General features: G+C 55.8%; 23 protein-coding genes and 1 pseudogene. 7 read left to right on the forward strand and 17 right to left on the reverse strand.

Annotation, left to right across the window (positions count from 1 at the left end; translation table 11 throughout):
• Nucleotides 1-1215 (reverse strand): sugar efflux transporter, encoded by a 1215-nt coding sequence (locus ACFL9S_RS10310; protein WP_405261771.1) that lies wholly within the window; start codon nt 1213-1215, stop codon nt 1-3.
• Between the two features lie 369 nt (nt 1216-1584).
• Between ACFL9S_RS10310 and fruB the strand changes: the two genes are divergently transcribed.
• Genes fruB through fruA form a run of 3 tightly spaced genes read left to right on the forward strand, consistent with a single transcriptional unit; the run spans nt 1585 to nt 5361 of the window.
• On the forward strand, nt 1585-2718 hold the full coding sequence (gene fruB, locus ACFL9S_RS10315) for a fused PTS fructose transporter subunit IIA/HPr protein (RefSeq protein WP_405261772.1): 1134 nt from the start codon (nt 1585-1587) through the stop codon (nt 2716-2718).
• Nucleotides 2715-3656: a 1-phosphofructokinase gene (fruK, locus tag ACFL9S_RS10320; RefSeq protein ID WP_405261773.1), complete on the forward strand. Its 942-nt coding sequence runs from the start codon at nt 2715-2717 to the stop codon at nt 3654-3656. The genes fruB and fruK overlap by 4 nt, the downstream gene beginning before the upstream one ends.
• Before the next feature lie 16 nt (nt 3657-3672).
• Complete coding sequence (fruA, locus tag ACFL9S_RS10325) at nt 3673-5361, forward strand: PTS fructose transporter subunit IIBC (protein ID WP_405261774.1); 1689 nt, start codon at nt 3673-3675, stop codon at nt 5359-5361.
• A 77-nt stretch (nt 5362-5438) separates the two neighbouring features.
• Here the strand turns inward: fruA and nfo are convergent, their stop codons facing one another.
• Both nfo and ACFL9S_RS10335 read right to left on the reverse strand, forming a co-directional pair.
• Nucleotides 5439-6287 (reverse strand): deoxyribonuclease IV, encoded by an 849-nt coding sequence (gene nfo, locus ACFL9S_RS10330; RefSeq protein WP_405261775.1) that lies wholly within the window; start codon nt 6285-6287, stop codon nt 5439-5441.
• Between the two features lie 64 nt (nt 6288-6351).
• On the reverse strand, nt 6352-7413 hold the full coding sequence (locus tag ACFL9S_RS10335; protein WP_405261776.1) for a YeiH family putative sulfate export transporter: 1062 nt from the start codon (nt 7411-7413) through the stop codon (nt 6352-6354).
• A gap of 138 nt (nt 7414-7551) precedes the next feature.
• Between ACFL9S_RS10335 and yieE the strand changes: the two genes are divergently transcribed.
• Nucleotides 7552-8418, forward strand: a complete 867-nt coding sequence (yieE, locus tag ACFL9S_RS10340) for a DNA-binding transcriptional regulator YeiE (RefSeq protein WP_405261777.1) — start codon at nt 7552-7554, stop codon at nt 8416-8418.
• Nucleotides 8419-8470: 52 nt separating this feature from the next.
• On the opposite strand, the gene ACFL9S_RS10345 is transcribed toward yieE, so the two are convergent.
• The 12 genes and pseudogenes from ACFL9S_RS10345 to ACFL9S_RS10400 form a co-directional block, all read right to left on the reverse strand.
• Nucleotides 8471-9010, reverse strand: a complete 540-nt coding sequence (locus ACFL9S_RS10345) for a contact-dependent growth inhibition system immunity protein (RefSeq protein ID WP_405261778.1) — start codon at nt 9008-9010, stop codon at nt 8471-8473.
• A 1-nt stretch (nt 9011) separates the two neighbouring features.
• Nucleotides 9012-9113: a hypothetical protein gene (locus tag ACFL9S_RS10350; RefSeq protein ID WP_405261949.1), complete on the reverse strand. Its 102-nt coding sequence runs from the start codon at nt 9111-9113 to the stop codon at nt 9012-9014.
• Nucleotides 9074-9403 (reverse strand): contact-dependent growth inhibition system immunity protein, encoded by a 330-nt coding sequence (locus tag ACFL9S_RS10355; RefSeq protein ID WP_405261779.1) that lies wholly within the window; start codon nt 9401-9403, stop codon nt 9074-9076. The genes ACFL9S_RS10350 and ACFL9S_RS10355 overlap by 40 nt, the downstream gene beginning before the upstream one ends.
• Nucleotide 9404: 1 nt before the next feature.
• Nucleotides 9405-9521 (reverse strand): hypothetical protein, encoded by a 117-nt coding sequence (locus ACFL9S_RS10360; RefSeq protein ID WP_405261950.1) that lies wholly within the window; start codon nt 9519-9521, stop codon nt 9405-9407.
• Nucleotides 9467-9970, reverse strand: a complete 504-nt coding sequence (locus tag ACFL9S_RS10365; RefSeq protein WP_405261780.1) for a contact-dependent growth inhibition system immunity protein — start codon at nt 9968-9970, stop codon at nt 9467-9469. Before ACFL9S_RS10365 ends, ACFL9S_RS10360 begins: the two co-directional genes overlap by 55 nt.
• Before the next feature lie 6 nt (nt 9971-9976).
• Nucleotides 9977-10414, reverse strand: coding sequence for a contact-dependent growth inhibition system immunity protein (locus ACFL9S_RS10370; RefSeq protein WP_405261781.1), 438 nt, complete (start codon nt 10412-10414; stop codon nt 9977-9979).
• Nucleotides 10415-10420: 6 nt separating this feature from the next.
• Nucleotides 10421-10732 (reverse strand): contact-dependent growth inhibition system immunity protein, encoded by a 312-nt coding sequence (locus tag ACFL9S_RS10375; protein ID WP_405261782.1) that lies wholly within the window; start codon nt 10730-10732, stop codon nt 10421-10423.
• Between the two features lies 1 nt (nt 10733).
• Nucleotides 10734-10847, reverse strand: a pseudogene (locus ACFL9S_RS10380) (hypothetical protein); the annotation flags it as partial.
• Between the two features lie 114 nt (nt 10848-10961).
• The gene (locus tag ACFL9S_RS10385) at nt 10962-11504 is read right to left on the reverse strand and encodes a contact-dependent growth inhibition system immunity protein (protein WP_405261783.1); all 543 of its coding nucleotides are present in this window, start codon (nt 11502-11504) and stop codon (nt 10962-10964) included.
• A 1-nt stretch (nt 11505) separates the two neighbouring features.
• On the reverse strand, nt 11506-14016 hold the full coding sequence (locus ACFL9S_RS10390; RefSeq protein ID WP_405261784.1) for a DUF637 domain-containing protein: 2511 nt from the start codon (nt 14014-14016) through the stop codon (nt 11506-11508).
• Nucleotides 13998-16829 (reverse strand): filamentous hemagglutinin N-terminal domain-containing protein, encoded by a 2832-nt coding sequence (locus ACFL9S_RS10395; protein WP_405261785.1) that lies wholly within the window; start codon nt 16827-16829, stop codon nt 13998-14000. The genes ACFL9S_RS10390 and ACFL9S_RS10395 overlap by 19 nt, the downstream gene beginning before the upstream one ends.
• Before the next feature lie 48 nt (nt 16830-16877).
• Nucleotides 16878-18539: a ShlB/FhaC/HecB family hemolysin secretion/activation protein gene (locus ACFL9S_RS10400; RefSeq protein ID WP_405261786.1), complete on the reverse strand. Its 1662-nt coding sequence runs from the start codon at nt 18537-18539 to the stop codon at nt 16878-16880.
• Between the two features lie 464 nt (nt 18540-19003).
• On the opposite strand from ACFL9S_RS10400, the gene ACFL9S_RS10405 reads away from it, so the two are divergent.
• The 3 genes from ACFL9S_RS10405 (at nt 19004) to ACFL9S_RS10415 (ending at nt 22489) form a co-directional block, all read left to right on the forward strand.
• Nucleotides 19004-20470, forward strand: a complete 1467-nt coding sequence (locus tag ACFL9S_RS10405) for an amino acid permease (protein WP_405261787.1) — start codon at nt 19004-19006, stop codon at nt 20468-20470.
• Nucleotides 20471-20621: 151 nt separating this feature from the next.
• Nucleotides 20622-21704, forward strand: coding sequence for a FecCD family ABC transporter permease (locus ACFL9S_RS10410; protein WP_405261788.1), 1083 nt, complete (start codon nt 20622-20624; stop codon nt 21702-21704).
• Complete coding sequence (locus tag ACFL9S_RS10415; RefSeq protein ID WP_405261789.1) at nt 21704-22489, forward strand: ABC transporter ATP-binding protein; 786 nt, start codon at nt 21704-21706, stop codon at nt 22487-22489. Before ACFL9S_RS10410 ends, ACFL9S_RS10415 begins: the two co-directional genes overlap by 1 nt.
• Before the next feature lie 588 nt (nt 22490-23077).
• Here ACFL9S_RS10415 and fghA read toward each other — a convergent pair.
• Nucleotides 23078-23923, reverse strand: coding sequence for an S-formylglutathione hydrolase (gene fghA / locus ACFL9S_RS10420; RefSeq protein WP_405261790.1), 846 nt, complete (start codon nt 23921-23923; stop codon nt 23078-23080).
• Between the two features lie 11 nt (nt 23924-23934).
• Nucleotides 23935-25062, reverse strand: coding sequence for an S-(hydroxymethyl)glutathione dehydrogenase/class III alcohol dehydrogenase (locus ACFL9S_RS10425; protein ID WP_405261791.1), 1128 nt, complete (start codon nt 25060-25062; stop codon nt 23935-23937).
• Nucleotides 25063-25093 lie beyond the last annotated feature (31 nt).

Genomic DNA, 25093 nt, shown 5'->3' on the forward strand with positions numbered 1-25093 from the left:
TCAGCCTGCGGACTGATCGGCGCTGGCCTCGTTTGAATCAGGTTCCGGCACGCGCAGCAGGCAAAGCAGCGAAGCGGCCATCATCACCACGGCAAACCAGAATACTGCGTGGAAACTCCATACCTCAGCCACCATCCCGGCCAGAGATCCCCCCACAATCCAGCCCATGCGGGTTGAGTTGGTGAACAGCGTCGTTGCTGCCCCGGCCTGGCCTGGCATCATGTCCTGGAAATAAATCATCCCGATGGCTGCCACCACGCCAATAAACATCGCGTTTAACCCCTGTAACAGCAGCATTGAGACCTCGCCATCAAACATCAGCGTGCCGCCGTAAAACAGCAATCCGGAAAATGCGGCGCCACGCATCAGGCGGCGCTTACCGCAGCGTTTTGCATAATAGCCGGCCAGCAGCATCACCGGGATCTCCAGCCCTGCAGCCAGCCCCATCATCAGCCCGGCGAGTTTTTCCGGCAAATGCAGCTCATTCACGACGTATAACGGCATGGTAATGAGATACAGGCCATTGCTTGACCACATCAGCGTGCAGGCAATAAACAACATCAGCGTGGCGCGGCGGTGACGGCGCGGAGCCTGAAGGGGTTGACGCATCATCACGGTGGTTTTACGCATTGAGGGCAGCAGATAGCGCACTATCACCGCGCAAAGCACAAAGGCGACGGCGGCCGTCAGATACATGGTGCGAAAGCCGTAACCCAGCGCCAGAGCAAAGGCCAGCGGCGGACCCACCATCCAGGCCAGCGAAATCTGCGCGCGCATGACTGAACTGAACATCACGTTTTCACGACCGGTCTTATCAGAGTGCTCACGTGCCAGTGCAAACATCTGCGAGGTGGCGCTGGTGCCGAAACTGGACAGCAGCACGCCCACGAAGAGCAAAATAAAGTAGTTGCGGTTCCAGGCGAACAGCAGCGACGCCATCGCCCCCAGCAGGCAGCAATAGAGGATCAGCGTTTTACGGTCGCCTTTACGGTCGGAATAGCGCGCCAGCAGCTGGCTGACGACAATGCCAATCACCGCGCTGAGAGTGAAGAACAGCCCAACCATAAACGGCCGCACATGAACTTCCGTGCTCAGGAACAGGCTGAGGGTCGGGGTTTGCAGCGCACCGGCCAGCCCGGAAATAAATGCCACGATAAGAAATGCCAGGGATTTGCTGTCTGGCAGGGTACGGGCGGGCGCAGCAGGAAGTGACATGGGTTCGGTAAGCCTGTGAGGAAAACGGCGAGATTTTACGCCTTAATGCGAAACTCGGTAAACCTTTTTCAGCGGATGGCACAGGTGTTTTTATTTTAGGCACTTTTTGCACAATTCAGCCCTGAGAGGTTCTTCAGCAAGCCTTCAGCTTGCCGCTCTTTTGACGCGCGTTTTTCTGAAAATGATTGATGAAATGTGCGGAGCGTCAAAAATCTGCTACGTGGTTTACAGTAAAACTTGCAACAGATCTGCTATCGGGACCAAACTCATTGAAACGTTTCAGCGTTGTCTCCTCAGGTTGTTAGTACAGAGATAGCGCTTTTTTTCTCAAATTAGCTGAAACGATTCAAATCAGCAGCGAGGAGAACCATGTTCCAGTTAGAACTCAACGCCATTAAGCCTGGAGCCCAGGCAGGCGACAAACAAGATGCGATCCGTCAGGTAGCCGCCGCGCTGACCACCGCCGGTAATGTGGGTGAAGGTTATGTCAACGGTATGCTGGCACGCGAGCAGCAGACCTCCACTTACCTCGGTAATGGTATTGCCATCCCGCATGGCACCACCGATACCCGCGACCTGGTATTAAAAACCGGCGTGCAGGTGTTCCAGTTCCCGCAAGGGATTGCCTGGGGCGAAGATCAGACGGCCTACGTCGTGATTGGTATCGCCGCGAAGTCTGACGAACACCTTGCGCTGTTGCGCCAGCTGACACATGTGCTGAGTGATGACAGTGTGGCAGAACAGCTGCGCACCACCGACTCGGCTGAAACTCTGCGCAGTATCCTGATGGGTGAAAAACTGGCGGCAGAATTCAAATTCGATACCTCGCTGATCAGCATCGATGTGGCCGCCAGCGACCTGATGACACTACAGGCGCTGAACGCCGGTCGTCTGCAACAGGCAGGCGCAGTGGATGCTTCCTTCGTGAGCTGCGTGATTGCCGGTAAACCATTGAATCTGGGACAGGGTATCTGGCTCAGCGACAGCACCAACGGCAATCTGGCGAGTGCGGTTGCTATTAGCCGTGCTGCTGCGCCATTCAGTGTCAACGGTGAAACCGCATCACTGCTGATCACCGTTTCCGTTACCGACGACCAGCCGCTGAATGTGCTTAACTACTTAAGCGATCTGCTGATTAAGCAGAAAGCGGATCGTCTGCTGAGTGCAGACGCGGCCGGAATTCTGGCACTGCTGACCAGCGATGTTTCCGAACAGGCCGACGTACTGACCGAAGAGTTCAGCATTCGTAACGAACATGGCTTGCATGCACGTCCGGGTACGGCGCTGGTCACTGTGATCAAACAGTTTAACTGCGATGTGACCGTAACGAATCTTGATGGCAGCGGTAAACCGGCTAACGGCCGCAGCCTGATGAAAGTGGTTGCTCTTGGCGTGAAAAAAGGCCATCGCCTGCGCTTCAGCGCCAGCGGTGAAGATGCCCGTGCCGCACTGGATGCTATTGGCGAAGCCATCGCAGCCGGTTTGGGCGAGGGGGCATCATGAGCAGACGTGTCGCCACTATCACACTGAACCCTGCCTACGATCTGGTGGGGTACGTCCCGGAAGTGGAACGCGGCGAAGTCAACCTGGTGAAAACCACCGGGCTGCATGCGGCGGGTAAAGGCATTAACGTGGCCAAGGTTCTGAAAGACCTGGGCATTGATGTCACCGTGGGCGGCTTCCTGGGTAAAGAGAATCAGGACGGCTTCCAGCACCTGTTCAGCGAGCTGGGTATTGCTAACCGCTTCCAGGTGGTTGAAGGCCGCACCCGCATCAACGTCAAACTGACCGAGAAAGACGGCGATGTGACGGACCTGAACTTTTCAGGCTTTGACGTGACGGCACAGGATTGGGATCGCTTCACCGCGGATTCACTCACCTGGCTGGGCCAGTTCGATATGGTCTGCGTCAGCGGCAGCCTGCCTGCCGGTGTGGACCCGGATGCGTTCACCGAGTGGATGACGCAGCTGCGCACTCACTGCCCATGCATTATTTTTGACAGCAGCCGTGAGGCGCTGGTTGCGGGCCTGAAAGCCGCACCGTGGCTGGTAAAACCCAACCGCCGTGAGCTTGAAATCTGGGCAGGTCGCAAATTACCGACATTACAAGATGTGATTGAAGCAGCACATGCGCTGCGTGAGCAGGGGATCGCTCACGTGGTTATCTCTCTTGGTGCCGAAGGGGCGCTGTGGGTGAATGCTTCAGGCGAATGGATTGCAAAACCACCTGCCTGTGAAGTTGTAAGCACCGTGGGTGCAGGCGATTCGATGGTTGGCGGGCTGATTTATGGTCTGCTGATGCGTGAATCGAGCGAGCACACACTGCGTCTTGCAACGGCAGTGGCGGCTATGGCCGTCAGCCAGAGCAACGTGGGCGTTACCGATCGTACCCAGTTGGCCGCAATGATGGCGCGTGTCGACCTACAACCTTTCACTAACTAACAGCAGGAGACGCATAATGAAAACGCTGCTGATAATCGATTCTTCGCTGGGGCTGGCAACGGGCTATCTGGCAAAAAGCATTACCACTGCGGCTGCGGCAAGCGCCGGTCTGACTCTGACGGATAATCCGGCAGAAGCGGATCAGGTAATTGTGGCAGGCAAAAATATTCCGGCAGACAGCACGCTGAACGGTAAAGCCATTTATCTGGCTGACATCGAACAGCTGATGCGCCAGCCAGCCGACGTGCTGGCAAGGGCGCAAACTCACGCTCAACCTTATCAGGCACCTGCGGCATCAGCGGCTGCGCCTGCTGCGGTCAGCACCGGGCCAAAACGTATTGTCGCGATTACCGCGTGTCCGACTGGCGTGGCACATACCTTTATGGCGGCTGAAGCCATTGACACCGAAGCGAAAAAACGCGGCTGGTGGGTGAAGGTTGAAACCCGTGGTTCAGTGGGTGCTGGCAATGCCATTACCGCTGAAGAAGTCGCGGCAGCCGATCTGGTGATTGTGGCGGCAGACATCGAAGTGGACCTGGCGAAATTTGCGGGTAAGCCGATGTACCGCACTTCTACCAGCCTGGCGCTGAAGAAAACCGCTCAGGAACTGGATAAAGCCGTGGCAGAAGCCCGTGTTTACCAGCCTCAGGCTGGGCAGTCTTCTGCACAGGATGAGAAAAAAGAGAAAGCCGGGGCTTATCGTCACCTGTTGACCGGTGTGTCCTACATGCTGCCGATGGTGGTTGCTGGTGGTCTGAGCATTGCCTTGTCCTTCGCCTTTGGTATCACTGCGTTTAAAGAGCAGGGTACGCTGGCAGCAGCGCTGATGCAGATTGGTGGCAGCAGTGCGTTTGCCCTGATGGTGCCGGTGCTGGCAGGCTTTATCGCCTTCTCCATTGCGGACCGTCCGGGTCTGACGCCTGGCCTGATTGGCGGGATGCTGGCGACCAGCATTAACGCCGGTTTCCTTGGCGGGATTATCGCGGGTTTCATTGCCGGTTATGCGGCGAAGTTCCTCAGCCAGAAGGTCAAACTACCGACCAGTATGGAAGCGCTGAAGCCGATTCTGATCATTCCGCTGGTCGCGAGTTTGATTACGGGTCTGCTGATGATCTACGTGGTGGGCAAACCGGTTGCGGGTATCATGGCGGGTCTGACTGCCTGGCTGGCAAACCTGGGTACCGCTAACGCCGTTGTTCTGGGTGCAATCCTCGGTGGCATGATGTGTACCGATATGGGTGGCCCGGTGAACAAAGTGGCGTATGCCTTTGGTGTCGGTCTGCTCAGTTCGCAAACCTATGCGCCGATGGCAGCGATTATGGCGGCCGGTATGGTGCCACCGCTGGCGATGGGTCTGGCAACGCTGGTTGCACGCAGGAAGTTCAACAAAGGTCAGCAGGAAGGGGGCAAAGCGGCGCTGGTACTGGGTCTGTGCTTTATCTCTGAAGGTGCGATTCCCTTCGCTGCCCGTGACCCGATGCGCGTACTGCCTTGCTGCATCATCGGCGGTGCCGTAACCGGTGCGATGTCGATGGCGATTGGTGCCAAACTGATGGCGCCGCACGGCGGTCTGTTTGTGCTGCTGATCCCTGGCGCAATCACCCCGGTAGTGGGTTACCTGGCGGCGATTATTGTTGGTACGCTGGTGGCCGGTCTCTCTTACGCGGTGTTGAAACGCCCGGAAGCTGAAGCGCTGAAAGTATAATGTGTAGTACGGGCTGATCGAAACACATGATCGGCCCGACAACAGAGGCTGACCTTTTTCCGGTCAGCCTTTTTTATTTATGATGATTGTTGTTCCGACTTCAGCCACGCAATTTCATCTTTCCAGATATCCGGGTTGACCGTTTCAAGAATCATCGGGATCCCGTCAAAGCGTTTATCCTTCATCAACCAGCTAAATACCGTCTTACCGATATTGCCTTCGCCCAGGCTGTGGTGACGATCGACGCGGCTGTTAAACTCGCTTTTCGCATCATTCAGGTGCATACCGCGCAGATACTGGAAGCCCACGATACGTTCGAAATCAGCAAAGGTCTTCACGCACTCTTCTTCGCTGCGCAGGTCGTAACCTCCGGCAAAGGCGTGGCAGGTATCAATGCAGACACCCACGCGTGATTTATCTTCCACGCCGTCAATGATCGCCGCCAGATGTTCAAAGCGGAACCCCAGGTTACTGCCCTGACCGGCGGTATTTTCGATCACTGCCGTAACGCCGTCGGTTTTATCCAGCACGATGTTGATTGACTCCGCAATACGCTTAAGGCAATCGTCTTCGCTGATTTGATGCAGGTGGCTGCCGGGGTGGAAGTTCAACAACGTCAGCCCCAACTGCTGGCAGCGTGTCACTTCGTCAAGGAAGGCTTCGCGTGATTTTTCCAGGGCTTCCTCAACCGGGTGGCCGAGGTTAATCAGATAACTGTCGTGGGGCAGGATTTGCCCCGGAGAGTAGTGAAACTTTTCACAAGCGGTGCGAAAGGCCGAAATCACTTCATCAGTCAGCGGGGCCGCGCGCCACTGACGCTGATTTTTCGTAAAGAGCGCGAAAGCAGTGGCTTCCAGTTCGTGTGCGCGTTCAACCGCTTTATCCACACCGCCAGCTGCACTGACGTGGGCACCGATATATTTCATGCCATTCTCCTGTTAATGACCTGCTTAATGCAGGCAGGTCATCATAACTGGAAAAGAGCGGAAACTATGCCATCAAATGTTGCACCAGCAGATTGATCGCACCGCCGCCCACGATCAGCCAGATAAACAGCGTCAGGCCGAGCAGAATAGGGCGCATCCCGGCACGCTTCAGTTGGCTGATATGAGTGGTAACACCGAGCGCCGCCATCGCCATCGCCAGCAGTACGTTATCAACCTGGTTAATCACGTTAACGACCGACTGCGGGAACAGATGCAGTGAGTTAAACAGCGCGACAAGAATAAACAGCAAAGCAAACCACGGGAAAGAGAGCGAGCTTTTGCTCTGCGTTTCAGTGGCAGGCTGCATGCGCTTAACCTGCCAACTGAGGATCACCAGGAAGGGAGCCAGCATCATCACGCGCAGCATTTTGCTGATCACCGCCGCGTTCTCTGTTTCCGGGGAGATGGCATGACCCGCAGCGACCACTTGTGCGACTTCATGCATCGTGGAGCCTGTGTAAATACCGTAGCTCTCAGGCGTCACTGACGGAAACATCTGTAAAACATGCGGATATAACAGCGGATAAAGGAAAATCGCGATGGTGCCAAAGATCACCACCGTGGCAACGGCCACCGCGACTTTCGAGGCTTCGGCTTTCAGCACCGGTTCGGTTGCCAGTACGGCCGCCGCCCCACAGATACTGCTGCCTGCGCCAATCAACCACGCCGTATCGCGATCAAGCCCGAAGACTTTACGCCCCAGCCAGCAGGCAATAAAGAACGTGGAGCACAGGGTCATGACATCGATGATCACGCCACTGACGCCGACGTCGGCAATTTGCTGGAAGGTTAACCGGAAGCCATAAAGAATGATGCCGAGTCGCAGCAGTCTCTGTTTAGCAAACAGGATACCGCCATCACAAGGCTTATAAATGAGGGGATACAGCGTATTGCCAATGACAATACCAAAGACAATGGCCAGGGTCAGTGCGCCCAGCCCAAGGCCGGCAACCCAGGGAATGTTGCCCGCCCAGATAGCCAGTGCGGCAATCCCGCCTGCCAGCGCAAGGCCAGGAATAAAGTGCGGTATCGGGTGACGATGATTTTTGAGAGCGATGTCAGCCAAAATATCTTCCTCCATAAGATGGTGGCAATATGATGACGGAAGCTTACTTAAAAGAGAAATTGATTATATACTTATAACCAACCACTATAAGTGTTAAGCAGCGTACTTGTGAGCCACTTTTTTGTGAAAGGAATGACGATGCATATCACCCTGCGCCAACTGGAAGTTTTCACCGAAGTCCTGAAAAACGGATCGACCACTCAGGCCTCTCAGGTGCTGTCACTCTCGCAGTCAGCGGTCAGCGCCGCCCTGGCCGATCTAGAAGGCCAGCTGAGCGTGCAGCTGTTTGACCGGGTCGGTAAACGCCTGGTCATTAATGAACATGGTCGCCTGTTATACCCGCGTGCCGTCGGGCTGCTTGAGCAGGCGCTGGATATCGAACAGCTGTTCCGTGAAGACAACGGGGCATTACGCGTATCGGCCAGCAGCACCATCGGCAACTACCTGTTACCCGGCATGATCGCCCGTTACCGTCGTGATTTCCCGATGCTGCCTTTAGAGCTGAGCGTCGGCAACAGCCAGGACGTAATTACCGATGTCGCTGATTTTCGTGTAGATATTGGCCTGATTGAAGGGCCGTGTCATATGGCCGAGCTGGTCACAGAACCCTGGCTGGAAGATGAGCTGGTGGTCTTTGCGGCCCCGGATGCTGATATCCTCAACCAGTCGGTGACGTTACAGAGCCTGGCTGCTGCCCCGTGGATCCTGCGTGAACATGGCTCCGGAACGCGTGAAATCGTCGATTATCTGCTGCTGTCGCATCTGCCGCAGTTCGAGCTGGCGCTGGAGCTGGGTAACTCAGAGGCGATTAAAAACGCGGTGCGTCACGGCATGGGGATCAGCTGTTTATCGCGACGTGCGATCGCCGAGCAGCTGGAGATGGGCACGCTGGTTGAAGTGGCTATTCCGTTGCCGAAGCTCAGGCGCACGCTGTACCGTATTCATCACCGCCAGAAGCATATCTCTAAGGCGTTGACGCGTTTTCTGAGTTACTGCACTGAATAAATCAACGCATGAAACGGCCGGAAAGCAGCGCAATGGATTTCCGGCCCTGTGTTTATTTGCTTCCCTTGCAGCGACTAAAGGCTAATCGCAATGCCGCGCCGATATCGGCTTCCGGGCTGTTGGCGGCAAGCACCACATAATCCGATTTTTCGATGCCTCTGCCGCTCCAGGCCTCGGCCTTTTCATGAAAAGAGGGGCGGATGGTTATTACTCCCTGAGAGCATTCAATGCCGCAGCTTTTCATTCCTTTAAACAGGGTGCGTTTGGTTTTATAACCCTGACTGAGCATCAGGTCGCTGATCCATTGATTATAGTTTTCGTTCATGCGGTCATAATCATGAACCTCATAATCATAAGTAACCTCCGGGTGGTGCCATACGCTTTTGCTGGGTTTTGGTAAGACGAAACGACTGTGCGCCAGGGCATCAAGCAGCATCGCCCCTAAATCGCTGTCGCTGACGTTATGCGAAGTCAGATGCTGCACGCCTTTTGGGTCACGAAAAATAGCACCATAACCGGACCAGGTATCAATACAAATAAAGTCTTTATTTGTTTTTGCCCCAGCCCACTGAGCTTTAACTTTGTTGTTCATATTATTTTACCACCGTAATTTTAACGTTAACGTTATTGGATTTACCGTACTGAATGGCACGGTTTATCTCGGCCCACTGAGCGTCCGTGGTTGCTTTGGGAATGGCTTATATCTCTCGTTACTCCGATCGAAATCATACAGTTCAGCATCATAAGTCACCTCAGGATGAACCCAGATATCTCTATTATCCGGGGGGGGTAAGACAAAGCGACTGTGCGCCAGGGCATCCAGCAGCATCGCCCCCAGCTCGCTGTCGCTGGCGTTATGCGACATCAGGTGTTGCACGCCTTTTGGATCCAAACGAGTGCTTCCATAACCAGATTCGCTATAAATACAGATAAAATCTTTATTTGTTTTTGCCATCGCCCACTGAGCTTTGACTTTATTGTTCATGCTATTTTACCACCGTGATTTTGATATTAACGTTATTAGTTTTACCGTACTGAACGGCACGATTTATTTCCGCCCACTGAGCATCCGTGGTTGCTTTTGGAATGGCACATAATCCGATTTTTCGATCGCTCTGCCGCTCCATGCTTCGGCCTTTTCATGAAAAGAGGGGCGGATAGTGATTACTCCCTCGCAGCATTCAATGCTGCAGCTTTTCATGCCTTTAAACAGGGTGCGTTTGGTTTTATAACCCTGGCTGAGCATCAGGTCGCTGACCCATTGGTTATAGTTCTTGAGACTTAGGTCAAAATCATACAGTTCAGCATCATAAGTCACTTCAGGATGAACCCAGACATCTCTACCTGACCGTGGCGGCAAGACAAAGCGACTGTGCGCCAGGGCATCCAGCAGGATCGCCCCCAGCTCGCTGTCGCTGACGTTATGCAAAGCCAGATGTTGAGCGCCTTTCGGGTCTCGACGGGAACTCCTGTAACCAGACCAGGTATCAATACAAATAAAGTCTTTATTTGTTTTTGCTACGGACCATTGTCTTTTAATGACATCATGCATACTATTTTACCACCGTAATTTTAACGTTAACTCATGAAAAGAGGGGCGGATAGTAATTACCCCCTCACAGCATTGAATACCGCAGCTTTTCATTCCTTTAAACAGGGTGCGTTTGGTTTTATAACCCTGACTGAGCATCAGGTCGCTGATCCATTGATTATATCTCTCGTTACTCCGATCAAAATCATACAGTTCAGCATCATAAGTCACCTCAGGGTGAACCCAGATATCTCTATTATCCCGGGGCGGTAAAACAAAACGGCTGTGCGCCAGGGCATCCAGCAGCATCTCCCCCAGCTCGCTGTCGCTGACGTTATGCGACGTCAGGTGCTGTACACCTTTTGGATCCAAATGAGTGATTCCATAACCGGACTCGGTATCAATACAGATAAAGTCTTTATTTTTTTTTGCCGTCGCCCACTGAGCTTTAGTTTTGTTGTTCATATTATTTCACCACCGTAATTTTAACGTTAACTTATATCTCTCGTTACTCCGATCAAAATCATACAGTTCAGCATCATAAGTGACCTCAGGGTGAACCCAGATATCTCTATTATCCCGGGGCGGTAAAACAAAACGGCTGTGCGCCAGGGCATCCAGTAGCATTGTTCCCAGCTCGCCGTCGCTGACATTATGTGACGTCAGGTGTTGTACACCTTTTGGATCAAGATTGGAGCTGCTATAACCGGACCAGGTATCAATGCAAATAAAATATTTATTCATTTTTGCATCGGCCCATTGGGTTTTAATTTTATTATTCATACTATTTCACCACTGTAATTTTGACATTAACGTTATTAGATTTACCGTACTGAACGGCACGATTGATCTCGGCCCACTGAGCGTCCGTGGTTGCTTTGGGAATGGCAATGTTTAGCTCGCGAGTTTTAAACTATTCCGCATTAACTGTCGTGCCATATTTAGCCTGTGTAGCTGAGTTGTCTTATTATTAACGGCCGGAAAACAGCGCAATGGCTTTCCGGCCCTCGGTTTATTTGCTTCCCTTGCAGCGACTAAAGGCTAATCGCAGCGCTGCGCCGATATCGGCTTCCGGGCTGTTTGCGGCAAGCACCACATAATCCGATTTTTCGATCGCTCTGCCGCTCCAGGCTTCGGCCTTTTCATGAAAAGAGGGGCTGATAGTGATTACCCCCTGACAGCATTCAATGCTGCAGCTTTTCATTCCTTTAAACAGGGTGCGTTTGGTTTTATAACCCTGGCTGAGCATCAGGTCGCTAACCCATTGGTTATAGTTCTCAAGACTTCGATCAAAGTCATACAGTTCAGCATCATAAGTCACCTCAGGATGAACCCAGATATCTCTACCTGACCGTGGCGGTAAAACAAAACGGCTGTGTGCCAGGGCATCCAGCAGCATCACCCCCAGCTCGCTGTCGCTGACGTTATGTTGCGTCAGGTGTTGCACGCCTTTCAGGTCAAGGTTGGAGCTTCTGTAACCGGAGCAGGTATCAACACAAATAAAGTCTTTATTTGCTTTTGCTACAGCCCATTGTCTTTTAATGACATCATGCATACTATTTTACCACCGTAATTTTAACGTTAACGTTATTGGCTTTACCGTACTGAACTGCACGATTTATTTCCGCCCACTGAGCATCCGTGATTGCTTTTGGAATCGCGATATTGACCTCGCGAGATTTAATTATCTCTTCTTTTACTATCTTTCCAGATAATCCGTACTCCTTGAAGTTGATGGCATCGTCAATATTTCCCTTCAGAGAGTAATAAATCTGTTTCGGATCCTTTATTCTTGCTGCGGTATTGGTATTCAGTGTTTTGACACTCACTGCGTGACCTGTCTCCTGGTCAAAATAATCGAACGTCATAAATAACTTCGGCAGCCTGGCCTCGGCAGGCAGATCTTTACCTACATAGTCCTCCCACGGCATTCCCTGACCCTGAATTCCGCCTTCCCACTCAATTCCCGTGTCAATTTGCCTGACAACCGGAGCGCGCAGCGTTGCCGAGTCTTCCAGCACGGCACCCGCCGTGACCTCGCCCAGCTTCAGCGCCCCTTTGGCTACGCCCGCGGCTCCGAGAAAGGCGGTTGCCACGTCGCTGGTGAGATGGCCAAATTCAAGGCCGGAACTGAACGCACTATCTGTACCAGCCTGATCAAAATAGGTCAGTCCGGCATCGATTCGGTTGAGGAAACCCTGCTTAACGTTGTTGCCGACTCTGGCCCAGCCATCGTCCTCATTAATAACGTTTCTGAACGCTACCCAGAGTTCACGTGGATTACTGGCAAGTTCCGCCAGGCCTTTCGCCGACTCCCAGAGGTCCATCGACACGCCGGATATCACCCCGGCGTTAAAGATATCGTCCTGGTTATCACTGACAACGCCCCAGTTAACGGTGACGGCCATCTTGTCGTAGGGGGTTTTAGCCTCGGCCAGCTCCTCGTCCATCTGCTGTTGCTGCTGATGGGTGAGGTAGTTGTAGCGGAAGGCGTATTCAGCCCCGGTTGCGCCGCTTTCAGCCCCGGAGGCTTTACCGGTCACCAGCGCACCCAGTGTGGCGCCCAGCACGCGGGCCACCTGCGCCTGCTGCTCGGACTGGCGCTGCCACTCGCTGGGCTTGATCAGCGAGTCACCGAGCATCACGCCCGCCAGTTCGGCACCGATAGCGCCTGCCGCCGCGCCCGTGGCGTTACCACCGCTAATCTCAGCGGCAATCCCGGCGACCACCGCATGGCTTAAGGATTTGCCTGCCACGCCAAGCAGTTCACCGTTATCGCCGACCAGCTTCGCGCCTTCGGCATTCAGCTGGTCACCCACCGTTGCCAGCAGGGCATCGCTCAGGTTATGGCCGAAACTGCCGCCGTTAATGGTGCTGTTCAGCACCGAACGGATAACGGATTGCCCGGCCACACGTTGCGCCGTGTTGATCCAGTCGCCATTGCTCAGCACGGGCAGACGCGCGTTGCCCGGGTTGGCCGCCTGTAAGTCACTGATCTGATCGAACCCGGCCAGCGCACCGCCAATGGCCATTGACGTGGCCAGTGCTTTCACCGAATCACTGCTGCTAAGGGTATCGAAGGTTTTTGACAGGTTGCCGCGGTTCTCCACCAGCGCCACTGCCGTCTGCGAACTGAGCGCCATCATCCCTGAATAGCCTGCGCCATACGCGGCGGTAGCCGCCAGACCACCGGAACCGCTGGAGGCCAGACCACCGGAACCGCTGGAGGCCAGGGCGCCGACGCTGGCTGCCAGCCCGCTGCCCGCCGTCACCGCCGCTGCCGCAATGGCGATCACCGCGCCCACCACCGGATTCAGGCTGCGGTGGCTCCAGCTCCACTGTTGATAGGCATCCTGCACCTGCTGCCACTGCACATCGTTTCTGGTGCTCAGCCCTTTGAGCCATTCAGTGCCCGGTGCATTACCCAGCACCGCCAGCGTGGCCTGCAGCTGGCGTGCCGACGCCGCTTTAACCTCCGCACTGATGCCGCTGCTGGCTTCTACCGTCAGTGTACCGCCGGTGTAAACCGACGGCAGAACCCAGGTATCGGCCTGATACCCGCGTTGGGACTGCTTAATAAAGAAGCCTTTCGACAACGTCAGGGTCTGTGCGAAGGCACTGTTTTTTACCGCGAGGAAGTTCACTTTGCCGCCCGTGCTCACCAGGCGGGCGTTCTTCCCGGCGCTGATTTTACTGGCCTCGAAGGTGGCATCATCGCGGCTGAGTAGGGTCAGATCGCCAGCGGCGCTGAATTCGGTGACTTTGTTACTCTGGCTATGGCCGGTCTGTCTGACGGTGGTTTTTTTGCCCCACCATTTGCGCTTGTGGGTGGTTCTCTCATAGCTGCTGCTCTCCTCCATCGCCTGGGCATAGAGGTAGCCACCTTGTGCCGCCACCTCCAGCGCGCCTTTTGCCAGCAGCTTTGTTGCCTGGAACAGGATGCTGCCATTCGCCATCAGCGTAAGCAGCCCGCCGCTGGTGAGCTGACTGCCGTTCTGCGTCAGGGATTCTGACCAGGCTTTGCTCTCTTCGCGGTACAGATGCGTGGTCACCGATTCAAAGCGCATATTGCCGCCGCTGCTGCGGCCAGGTCACCCCCGGCGCTCAATCTGCTACCTGCGCTGGTCAGATCGCCGTTTGTTGTCAGCGTCAGGTTTTTCGCCGCCTGCACCTCACTCACCAGCTGGCGGTCATCCTTGTTGTTATCGTTAAGGTTGTCGATAAACGAGTAAGCCAGCGCGCCCAGAGACATATTGCGCCCGGCAATCAACGTGGCGTTGGCCCCGCTGGTGAGCTTTGCCCCATCGGTACGGAGATCGGCTCCGGCATGGATTTGCAGGTCATTGCCTGCCGCCAGCACGGCGCGTAGCTCAGGGGTGCGTGAGGTGGGGAAAAAGTCAGTGTCGTACTCGGTATAACGATCGAGAATTTTTTGTGTTCTGTGGCTGTCTGGTGATAGCGAACGCGGGTTCAGCGAGACGTTTTTTCCTGCCAGCAGCGCGATATTTTTTCCGGCGTTCAACGACACGCCATCCAGTGACAGGTCACCTGCGGCCACCAGGGTGATATCCCCCGTGACATGGGTACGGCCGGGGGTCACCAATGCCTGGTCGAGGTGCTGCTGCTGAGCCAGTAGATCACTCCTGATCAGAAGGTCAGGGCCTTTCAGAAGCTTATCGCTGTTCAGGATGCTCAGATCGCCGCCGCTGGTGGCGCTGAGCGCATCGCTTATCAGCAGCTGCGTGTCGTTCAGCGCGATATGCTGCCCGGCGGTCAGCGACAGGGTTCCGGCATTCAGGATGGAAAACTGCTGCTGGTAGTCGGCGGAGAAACTGCGTGAGGTCGCGGGGGTGCCAGAGAGGATGCTGCCCTGGCGGCTGATCATGTCGACAGAACGGCCTTTCAGGTTACCCTGCAGATTACTGATATTGTTGACGGCCGTCAGCGACAGGCTGTTGCCCGCGCTCAGCCGGCCGCGCTGCTGGCTGATGCTGTCATCGGCCAGCAGGGTGAGATTTTCCGTGGCGCTGATGCCGTCGTTACTGCTGATGATGCCAGCATGCAGCAGGATATTTTTCGCGGAGAAGGTGTCAGCGCGTGGTGCGGAGGTGAGTTCGGTGGGCGTCAACGGCAGCGGCAGGCTGGCGCTGATATGGTCTTTAAAATCGGCCACCAGTTCACCCGCGGCGGTGATATGCGAGTTAATCGCCGTATCGGTGATCAGCGCGCTGCGGTGCTCGTCGGTTTTAAGATAATTAATGTGCTTAAAACCGTCGGTCTTATCGGTCTCAAAGTCATGCGCAAATTTAACAAAATCCTGCTGTAAACCGCCGTGGTAGCTCAGGGCATCAAAGCTGCCGCCCGTGAGGACCATATTCCCCCCGGCGCGGAGTTCGCTGGCGGCATTCAGCAGCGTTCCGCTGCTGGCGTAAAGGTTACCGCCTGCCTGAATCCCTCCCGGCTGTGCATCCGCCTGTACAAAATAGTGCGTACTGTCATCGTTGATCCAGGTAATATAAAACGCACTTAAAAAGGCATCGACTAACGTGGCTGACACGGACAATTCACGATACTGCCGCAAGCCTCCATCGTAATCGGGGCGTTTATTCGGATTGCCGTATTTGGCCGCATTAAAGGCGGAGCCATAGATAAACATGCCTTTGTCATCCGCCGCCGCTTTTTGCTGCCCGGTGACTACCGCGTTACGCAGGTTATTGAGCTGCACGGCACGGATCACCAGGTCCCCGCCGCTGCTGATGTTCGCCGAACGGTTTTCAACCAGGCTGGCGCGCTCGCCTGCGGCGTTCTTCTGGATCCACATGCCGCCGCCCGCCCGCAGCTGCGCTCCCTTGCCCGTATTACTCACCCGATCGCTGAACAGCCGCAGATCCTTTGCGGCAACAACAGTGCCTGAGTTGGTCACCTGGTCGGCCGCCAGAGTGATATCCGCGCCGCTGGTCAGGCTGCTGCCTGGCGACAGGGTGATGCCACGCCCACTGACGTTAAGGTCGGTTTTTGCGCTGATGTTTGACAGCTGCAGCTGGCCGCTGGACGTCAGGGTGATCGACTGCTGGTGAGTGGTGAGATTGCTGAGGTTCACCCCAACGCCATTTTCCGTCGCCAGCAGGCGGATCTTATCGGCATACATGCCGCCGAGGGCTTTGGTATCAATTGCCAGCTGCGGCGCGCTGCCGCTGGCCGCGAGCGCTGTCACGCCGCCGGCAGGATAGTCAACGCGATTCACCCCCTGGGTGAGCGCCAGGTTGTGGGCGGTAATTTTGCCGTTCAGTTCCGTGGCGCGGCTAATGATATCCACGTAGTCCTGGCCGCTGCCGTCCAGCCCGCCGGGGCCGACAGAGACAGTACCCTGCCGGACCTCCAGCGCCTGCAACTCGCCTTGCGCAAGGAACTGCGGTTTACCGGTGGTCAGGGTAAGCGCCGGGCTGTTGATTGCCCCGCAGCCGTCACAGCGGATGCCGTTGGGGTTGGCAATCATCACCCCGGCTGAATGGCCAAACACCTCCAGTTTTCCCTGCAGCTCAGAGGCGCTGCTACTGGTGACCTCATTGATAATCAGCGCCGCACCCTGGTCGTTAAGATGGGGATTGGCGGTGAGCGCTCCGGCCAGTTGCGAATTTCCCGCTTCAGTGGCGTTGTTCAGCACCGCGCCGGTTTTTCCCACGTTAAATTCGGCGTACTGATTATGGGAAATGCCCGCTGCGTTGGGCGTGGCGATGTTGATGATCGGCACGGTGCCAGCCTCTGCCTGCATGGCCGGATGGCTGACGCTGATACCTGCCGCGAAGACGGGCTGTAGCGCAGTAAGGTAGATCAGTAAGTAGCTGACACCGCGTGCCAGCGGGTGGTTAAGCTTGTCCATGATAATTCACTCCCTGAATCGGGCCGCAGCCCGTTGACTGTGTCGGCCTCAGAGGCTGATGCCCAGCTGCCAGTACGCCACCCAGCGATCGGGATGCAACCGTTCCGGATAACTCAGTGGTTTTGCCACACTGAGCGACTGGCCAACCCAGCGCCCCTGCGTGGCGATGCCGAGTGCACAACCGCTTAGGGTGCCCCCGTCAATTTTTTTCGCCTTCGTCTGTAACCAGCCGCCATCCAGTGCGGCAGTGAGCGTGACCTCGCCCGCCAGCGGCAGACGGCCCCCGTGCCAGTTCAGCTCATTGCGCCAGTAAGCCCCGCGATTACCGCTGAGGTACTGTTCTTTGTATCCGCGCACGGAATACTGCCCGCCAATCGACAGGCGCTCGCTGGCATAAAGGTTATCGGGCGTGGTCTGGCCGGACGCGGAAGTGAGATAGGAGAGGCGGTCGGTGATCGGATATAAGTAGCTGCTGCTCAGGCTGAATTTGCGAAACTGGCTGCGCGGTGCGCCTGATGATCTTGCGCGATCCGGCGTTGCGCCCAGCGCCCCAATGCCCTGATTGAACAGCGGGCTGATGGTCAGATAACCGCCCGCCAGTTGCATACTGAAGCTGCCGCCAACATGCAGCACGCTGAGCGTCGGGCTGCTGATACGCAGCTTTTCACCCGCCATACGGCTGGTTATCCGGCGATGGCTGATGCCTGCATCACCGGAGAGCTTGCGCTGGCCATCACGCCACAACGTGCGGTTGATATTCAGCCGCTGGCTGACGTTTTCACCCTGATAGCGCCAGCGCTTGCCCTGATTGCTCACCTGCTGTAGCTGATCGTTCCTGCTGCCCTGTGCGCTCAGTAACCAGTAACCGTAGGGCAGTGTGACGCTGCCATTCAGGTTGAGGCTGCGGCGGCTGTGAGAAAAATCGCTGCTGCGGTTAATGGCGAGCTGCCACTGGTCGCCCAACTGCAACGGGTTATCCAGCCTGAGGTTGCTACCCAGCTGCCCGCTGCCCGTGCTGTGCTGGCCGCTGTTATCCATGCTGAACGTTGCCCCAAAAGGCAGGCTTTTACTGGCACGTTGCAACAGCAGTGCGGAATATCCGGGTTGTTTACCCGGCCGGATATCAATGGTGACCTGTTGCGAGGGCAGGCGGTTAAGCTGTTCCAGCCCCTGTTCGATATCGCGCAGGTTCAGCACATGACCGATCATGCCAGGAAATGCCGTACGCAGCCGGAGGGGCTGCTGGCCTTTCAGGGTAATGGACTCAATGCGCCCCTCGCTGGCGGCCAGCGTCAGCACGCCGGTTGTCAGATCTTGCGGAGGCAAGATGAACTGTGAGGTGACATAACCCCGTTGCAGGTAGGCATTGGTGGCATCGCGCCGCAGTTGTTCCATCCCGGCCAGCGTCATACAGCGGTTCAGCCGGGGTTGCGCCAGTGCCCGGGTGACTCTGGCAGGCAGATGTTTCGCCTGTAAAAATACAATCTGCGTAATACGCTGACACGGGCCGCCTTCGTTACCGCGCAAGGCGGGCAACGGGGCCAGGGTGAGCGGTGTGCGCAGTGCTTTACGCTGCTGTTGTTCCTGCGACAGCAACGCTTTTTGCCGCTGCTCAATGATATTTTGATCGACAGCAGGTAACGCCGCGCAGGCAACAGATACCGTGAATCCTGAGATAAGAATGGCCTGAAAAACCGGGAGGATTTTCATTGATTAGTCCGTTAATCCGTCTGCTTATTCCCTGAATTCGCACAACATAACTCAACGTTTAGAAAAGAAAAGAGGGCGAAAAATGCGGCGAAATTCAGCGAAAATGCGCATAAGTGATGGGATTAATCGATAATCGTAAACGTTACAACGAGTCAGCGCAGAAGGTATGGAGGGAACCACGTAAGAACACACTAATGTGAGGCAGTTGTTTTTTTCGTTGAAATTTTTTAACCCTCAGCAGCGAGGGATTTCATAAGTCAGCTAATCAATAGCGTAGTTTCACTGATAGAAACAGTCCCCCAATGGGTATAAGTAAAATCACCTTTTTTGCAGGGTTTTACCTTGTGATGCTAATAATTCCCCGCCGATCATGAAGCTAACTTATAACGTGGTGTTATCGCTATACCACCCCGGCCAGGTTGATATAATCGCGCCTTATTTTTTGCAAGGCGCAGCGTTTAAACATGGATCATGACACAACAACAACACAACCCCCTGGATTAAGGCGTGAACTCAAAGCACGTCACTTAACCATGATCGCCATTGGCGGTTCGATTGGTACCGGCTTATTTGTTGCCTCAGGTGCCACCATTTCACAGGCCGGTCCTGGCGGGGCATTACTGTCCTATATGCTGATTGGCCTGATGGTTTACTTCCTGATGACCAGCCTCGGTGAGCTGGCGGCATTTATGCCGGTCTCAGGCTCGTTCTCGACCTACGGCGCAAAATACGTCGAAGAGGGCTTCGGCTTCGCGCTGGGCTGGAACTACTGGTACAACTGGGCGGTGACCATCGCCGTTGACCTCGTCGCCTCACAGCTGGTGATGACCTGGTGGTTCCCCGATACGCCTGGCTGGATCTGGAGCGCACTGTTCCTCTGCCTGATCTTCCTGCTGAACTACATCTCCGTTAAAGGCTTTGGCGAAGCGGAATACTGGTTCTCGCTGATCAAAGTGACCACCGTCATCATCTTTATTATCGTCGGTGTGGCGATGATCGCGGGCATTCTGCGCGGCGGTGAAAGTGCGGGCTGGCATAACTGGCAGATTGGCGATGCACCCTTCTCAGGTGGCTTTGCCGCGATGATTGGCGTGGCGATGATCGTCGGCTTCTCGTTCCAGGGCACCGAGCTGATTGGTATTGCTGCCGGTGAATCGGAAGAACCGGCGAAGAACATTCCGCGTGCGGTCCGTCAGGTGTTCTGGCGCATCCTGCTGTTCTATGTGTTCGCGATTCTGGTGATCAGCCTGATTATCCCTTACACCGACCCAAGTCTGCTGCGTAACAATGTGACCGATATCAGCGTCAGCCCGTTCACGCTGGTGTTCCAGCACGCTGGCCTGCTGTCGGCGGCGGCGGTGATGAATGCGGTGATCCTGACGGCGGTGCTGTCAGCGGGTAACTCCGGTATGTATGCCTCCACGCGTATGCTCTACACCCTGGCATCAGAGGGTAAAGCACCGCGTATCTTCGCCAAACTGTCCAAAGGCGGCGTGCCGCGTAACGCACTGTATGCCACGACGGTGGTGGCGGGGCTGTGCTTCCTCACCTCAATGTTTGGCAACCAGACGGTTTACCTGTGGCTGCTAAATACCTCGGGGATGACCGGCTTTATTGCCTGGTTAGGTATTGCCATCAGCCATTATCGTTTCCGTAAAGGGTATGTGGCTCAGGGCCTGGATCTGGCCGATCTGCCTTACCGTTCCGGCTTCTTCCCGGTGGGACCGATCTTTGCGTTCGTGCTGTGCCTGATTATTACCCTGGGCCAGAACTATCAGGCGTTCCTGTCAGATACCATTGACTGGGGCGGCGTGGCGGCCACCTATATTGGTATCCCGATGTTCCTGATTATCTGGTTTGGCTTCAAGCTGACGCGCAAAACCCGTTTTGTGAAATACAGTGAGATGGAATTCCCGACGTTCGAAAAGTAACCGCGTCTGGATGACGGAAGAAGGCGCGGTTTCCGCGCCTTTTTTTATATAAATCAATTATGTAAATAAAACAGACTGAAAATATTACTGATTAGTATTCGCATTTGCTTTATTTTAAGCGGCATAAATACATTTCTAGCAGGTATTGAGAATGAGTCTGACCCAGGAACCCGTGCAGCACGCGGGCAACATCCCGCCAGAAGGCGTGATGGGGCGTTACCACCAGCTGCTGCGCCACCGACTGTTCATTATGGCCGTACTGGTGCTGGCGATCGCCGCCTCGCTGGTGCTGGACTTTACGCTTGGCCCGTCTGGCCTGTCGCTCTCAGTGCTGTGGCAAACGTTGCTGTCACCGGAGACAGTCGATGCCGGCACCCAGGTGATCGTCTGGGATATTCGCCTGCCGTATGCGCTAATGGCCGTGGTGGTTGGCTTAGGGTTAGGCCTTGCCGGGGCAGAGATGCAGACCATCCTGAATAACCCGCTCGCCAGCCCGTTTACCCTCGGCGTGTCGTCGGCGGCGGCCTTTGGTGCTGCACTGGCGATTGTGCTGGGGATTGGTATTCCGGGCATTCCTGACCAGTGGTTTATCTCTGCCAATGCGTTTGTCTTTGCGCTGCTTGCCGCACTGATGCTGGACGCGGTCACGCGCTGGACGCAGGTTTCCACCTCCGGTGTGGTGCTGTTTGGTATCGCGCTGGTGTTCACTTTCAATGCGCTGGTCTCGATGATGCAGTTTATTGCCAGCGAAGATACCTTGCAGGGCCTGGTGTTCTGGACGATGGGCAGCCTGGCGCGTGCGTCGTGGGAAAAGTTGGGCGTCCTGTGCATTGCCTTGCTGATACTGGTGCCGTTCTCGATGTTAAGTGCGTGGAAGCTGACGGCGCTGCGTCTGGGTGAAGATCGTGCCGTGAGTTTCGGTATTGATGTGCGCCGCCTGCGCCTGGTGACGCTGCTGCGCATCAGCGTGATTTCTGCGCTGGCGGTGGCGTTTGTCGGGCCGATTGGCTTTATCGGCCTGGTGGCTCCGCACATTGCGCGCATGATTTTTGGCGAGGATCACCGCTTCTATCTGCCTGCCAGTGCGCTGACCGGGGCGCTGGTACTGTCGATGGCATCGGTGGTGTCGAAAAACCTGATCCCAGGCGTCATTATCCCGGTGGGGATTGTCACCTCGCTGGTGGGTGTGCCGTTCTTCCTGAGTATTATTCTGCGCCATCGGGGGAGTGTCTGATGCAGGGACTGAAAATTAGCGGCTTTCATGCCGGTTATCCAAAACGTCAGGTGATCAGCAACCTCAATGTGCCGCTGCTGCCGCGAGGCAAAATCACCGTTCTGCTGGGGCCTAACGGCTGCGGCAAGTCGACTCTTCTGCGCTCGCTGGCCGGGCTGAACCGCGCCAAAGGCGAACTGTGGCTGAACGGTGAAGACCTGATGGCGCTGCCGTTTGCCCGCCGGGCCTCGCGCGTGGTGTATCTGCCGCAGTCGCTGCCTGCCGGGGTGCATCTGCATGTGCTGGAATCGATTATCGTGGCACAGCGTGCCAGCGGCGGGCGCAGTAATGCCAGCAGCGAAGCCGAAGTGATGGCGCTGCTGGAGCAGCTGGGTATCGCGCATCTTGCCCTGAGCTATCTTGACCAGCTTTCTGGCGGGCAGAAACAGTTGGTCGGCCTGGCGCAGTCGCTGATCCGCCGCCCGGAGCTGTTGCTGCTGGATGAGCCGTTAAGCGCCCTTGACCTCAATTACCAGTTCCACGTGATGGATTTAGTGCGGCGCGAAACCCGCCTGCGCAACATCGTTACCGTGGTGGTGGTGCATGACATTAATATCGCGCTGCGTCATAGCGAGCACGTACTGATGCTGCAAAACGGCGAGCTGATTGCGGATGGTTTACCGGAAGCGGTGATTACGCCGGATAGCCTGGCGCGGGTATATGGCGTGAAAGGGCGCATTGAGCGCTGTTCGCGGGGTGTGCCGCAGGTATTGATTGATGGACTGGTAGAAGCCCCGGCGTTTTAATGCCGGGCACCCCAATCCGTAGTGGCCGATCTTCTTTTCCGATCGGCCAGCACAGTCGACCCCTGAGGGATCCCCACAAAAATGAATGGCTGGCAGTCTGGCTTCAGGTCCGGGGCCAGTTTGAGCACGCCGGAACGGCAACGGCTGCATCCATGCGGGCCTCGGCACGCGACGTCCTGTCGCGTGACGTCCGGCTTACCTCAATCTGGCCCCATCCCCGCAGAACCTTTGCTCGCTGTGAATGTTAAAACCCCGACAGCATTGCGATCTTTCGTAGGGGGCGATCATCTTTTCCGATCGCCCCGTAAAACAGGGGCAGCACCCTGCTCAACATCACGGGCGGACCGAAAAAGAAGGTCCGCCCCTACGCGTCCTGAGTTGTTTTCGGGTTGGGTGTTGACCTGGATTTTGACGTTGAGGCGGCATTCAGCAGCGCTTGCGAAGGCATCCACGCAGTGGACGCAGCGCCTGCCGCAAAGCCCGGGTCCCCAGGGTGGGGGCGACTGCCCACCCTGGGTCGCGCAGCGGGAAAGCGAAACGCCCTTGACGTTGACCTGGACAATCATGCAGACCAGCACAGCCGATAAATTACGACACCAGCAGGTGCTTCGCGTGGAAGCGCAGGTGATCTTCCACAAAGCTGGCGATAAAGAAGTAGCTATGGTCGTAGCCAGGCTGATCGCGCAGGGTTAACGGATAGTTCATCTCCAGCGCGATGGCCTCCAGCCGCTGTGGCCGCAGCTGATCGGCGAGGAACTGATCGCTGTCTCCCTGATCGACCAGCATCGGCAGTACGGCACCGCCGTTACGCATCAGCCAGCAGCTGTCGTACTGCTTCCACGTGCTGATATCGTCCCCCAGATAGGCGCGGAAGGCCTTCTGCCCCCATGCCACTTCCAGCGGGTTAACGATCGGTGCGAATGCCGACGCCGAACTGAATTTACCCGGATTACGCAGCGCAATCATCAGCGCGCCGTGGCCACCCATTGAATGCCCCATAATCGCCTGACGATCGCTCACATTGAAATTACCGGCAATCAGTGCAGGTAACTCCGTGTTGATGTAATCGTACATGTGAAAATGGTCTGCCCAGGGTGCTTCGGTCGCATTGAGATAGAAACCCGCGCCCTGACCGAGATCGTAACCTTCGTCATTGGCAACGCCTTCGCCGCGCGGGCTGGTATCCGGCATCACCAGCACCAGGCCCAGTTCGGCCGCCACGCGCTGCGCACCGGATTTCACGCTAAAGTTCTCGTCGCTGCAGGTCAGTCCCGCCAGGAAATACACCACCGGCGGCGGTGTACTGCTTGTTGGTCCCGGTAAAAAGACGCTGAAGGTCATCGCGCAGTTCAGGGTTTCAGACTGATGGCGATAGCGCTGCTGCCAGCCGCCAAACAGGCGATGTTCTTCCAGAAGTTCCAGTGTCGATGGCATCCTGTCCTCTCTTATTTTTTAGCGAAATGCACCACGGAACGGATCGATTTCCCTTCGTGCATCAGGTCGAACGCTTCATTAATCTCTTCCAGCGGCATGGTATGCGTAATGAAGTCATTCAGCTGGAAGTCACCGTTCATGTAGCGCTCGACAATACCCGGTAACTGCGAACGACCTTTCACGCCGCCGAAGGCAGAACCGCGCCATACGCGCCCGGTGACCAGCTGGAACGGACGGGTGGAAATCTCTTCACCGGCACCGGCTACGCCGATAATCACGGATTCGCCCCAGCCTTTGTGACAACACTCAAGGGCGGAACGCATAACGTTGACGTTGCCAATACACTCGAAGGAAAAGTCAACGCCACCGTCGGTCATCTCAACGATCACATCCTGAATTGGCTTATCGAAATCTTTCGGGTTGAGCAGGTCGGTAGCGCCCAGTTTGCGCGCCAGATCGTATTTGCTGGTATTGATATCGATGCCGATGATACGTCCGGCTTTCGCCATTTTCGCGCCAATAATGGCTGACAGGCCAATGCCGCCAAGGCCGAAAATCGCCACGGTATCCCCTTCTTTCACTTTGGCGGTGTTAGTCACGGCACCCATGCCGGTGGTGACGCCGCAGCCCAGCAGGCACACTTCTTCCAGTGGCGCTTCTTTACTGATTTTCGCCAGGGAGATTTCCGGGATCACGGTGTATTCAGAGAAAGTAGAGGTGCCCATATAGTGGAAAATCGGCTGGCCATCTTTAAAGAAGCGGGTGGTGCCGTCTGGCATCAGGCCTTTACCCTGGGTGGAACGGATTGCCTGACACAGGTTGGTTTTACCGGACAGACAGAATTTACATTTGCCACATTCCGGGGTGTACAGCGGGATCACATGGTCGCCAACGGCCACGCTGGTAACGCCTTCGCCCACGGCTTCCACCACGCCGCCACCTTCATGGCCCAGCACTGCCGGGAACACACCTTCAGGATCTTTGCCGGACAGGGTATAGGCATCGGTATGGCAGACACCGGTCGCGACGATACGCACCAGCACTTCGCCTTTTTGCGGTGGCATCAGGTCCAGTTCTTCAATTTTCAGTGGTTCACCGGCGGCCCATGCTACAGCGGCACGTGTTTTAATCATCTGCATGTGTTGCTCCTGTCGTTCTGTCAAAGGGGTG

This window comes from Erwinia sp. AnSW2-5, from assembly GCF_045107195.1.
In the GTDB taxonomy this organism is placed as follows: domain Bacteria; phylum Pseudomonadota; class Gammaproteobacteria; order Enterobacterales; family Enterobacteriaceae; genus Erwinia.

What these genes read in the sequence shown, in the direction of transcription:
- ACFL9S_RS10310 (WP_405261771.1), bottom strand. Translation starts at nt 1,215, where the DNA reads ATGTCACTTCCTGCTGCGCCCGCCCGTACCCTGCCAGACAGCAAATCC.
- fruB (WP_405261772.1), top strand. Translation starts at nt 1,585, where the DNA reads ATGTTCCAGTTAGAACTCAACGCCATTAAGCCTGGAGCCCAGGCAGGC.
- fruK (WP_405261773.1), top strand. Translation starts at nt 2,715, where the DNA reads ATGAGCAGACGTGTCGCCACTATCACACTGAACCCTGCCTACGATCTG.
- fruA (WP_405261774.1), top strand. Translation starts at nt 3,673, where the DNA reads ATGAAAACGCTGCTGATAATCGATTCTTCGCTGGGGCTGGCAACGGGC.
- nfo (WP_405261775.1), bottom strand. Translation starts at nt 6,287, where the DNA reads ATGAAATATATCGGTGCCCACGTCAGTGCAGCTGGCGGTGTGGATAAA.
- yieE (WP_405261777.1), top strand. Translation starts at nt 7,552, where the DNA reads ATGCATATCACCCTGCGCCAACTGGAAGTTTTCACCGAAGTCCTGAAA.
- ACFL9S_RS10345 (WP_405261778.1), bottom strand. Translation starts at nt 9,010, where the DNA reads ATGAACAACAAAGTTAAAGCTCAGTGGGCTGGGGCAAAAACAAATAAA.
- ACFL9S_RS10355 (WP_405261779.1), bottom strand. Translation starts at nt 9,403, where the DNA reads ATGAACAATAAAGTCAAAGCTCAGTGGGCGATGGCAAAAACAAATAAA.
- ACFL9S_RS10365 (WP_405261780.1), bottom strand. Translation starts at nt 9,970, where the DNA reads ATGCATGATGTCATTAAAAGACAATGGTCCGTAGCAAAAACAAATAAA.
- ACFL9S_RS10370 (WP_405261781.1), bottom strand. Translation starts at nt 10,414, where the DNA reads ATGAACAACAAAACTAAAGCTCAGTGGGCGACGGCAAAAAAAAATAAA.
- ACFL9S_RS10375 (WP_405261782.1), bottom strand. Translation starts at nt 10,732, where the DNA reads ATGAATAATAAAATTAAAACCCAATGGGCCGATGCAAAAATGAATAAA.
- ACFL9S_RS10385 (WP_405261783.1), bottom strand. Translation starts at nt 11,504, where the DNA reads ATGCATGATGTCATTAAAAGACAATGGGCTGTAGCAAAAGCAAATAAA.
- ACFL9S_RS10390 (WP_405261784.1), bottom strand. Translation starts at nt 14,016, where the DNA reads ATGCGCTTTGAATCGGTGACCACGCATCTGTACCGCGAAGAGAGCAAA.
- ACFL9S_RS10395 (WP_405261785.1), bottom strand. Translation starts at nt 16,829, where the DNA reads ATGGACAAGCTTAACCACCCGCTGGCACGCGGTGTCAGCTACTTACTG.
- ACFL9S_RS10400 (WP_405261786.1), bottom strand. Translation starts at nt 18,539, where the DNA reads ATGAAAATCCTCCCGGTTTTTCAGGCCATTCTTATCTCAGGATTCACG.
- ACFL9S_RS10405 (WP_405261787.1), top strand. Translation starts at nt 19,004, where the DNA reads ATGGATCATGACACAACAACAACACAACCCCCTGGATTAAGGCGTGAA.
- ACFL9S_RS10410 (WP_405261788.1), top strand. Translation starts at nt 20,622, where the DNA reads ATGAGTCTGACCCAGGAACCCGTGCAGCACGCGGGCAACATCCCGCCA.
- ACFL9S_RS10415 (WP_405261789.1), top strand. Translation starts at nt 21,704, where the DNA reads ATGCAGGGACTGAAAATTAGCGGCTTTCATGCCGGTTATCCAAAACGT.
- fghA (WP_405261790.1), bottom strand. Translation starts at nt 23,923, where the DNA reads ATGCCATCGACACTGGAACTTCTGGAAGAACATCGCCTGTTTGGCGGC.
- ACFL9S_RS10425 (WP_405261791.1), bottom strand. Translation starts at nt 25,062, where the DNA reads ATGCAGATGATTAAAACACGTGCCGCTGTAGCATGGGCCGCCGGTGAA.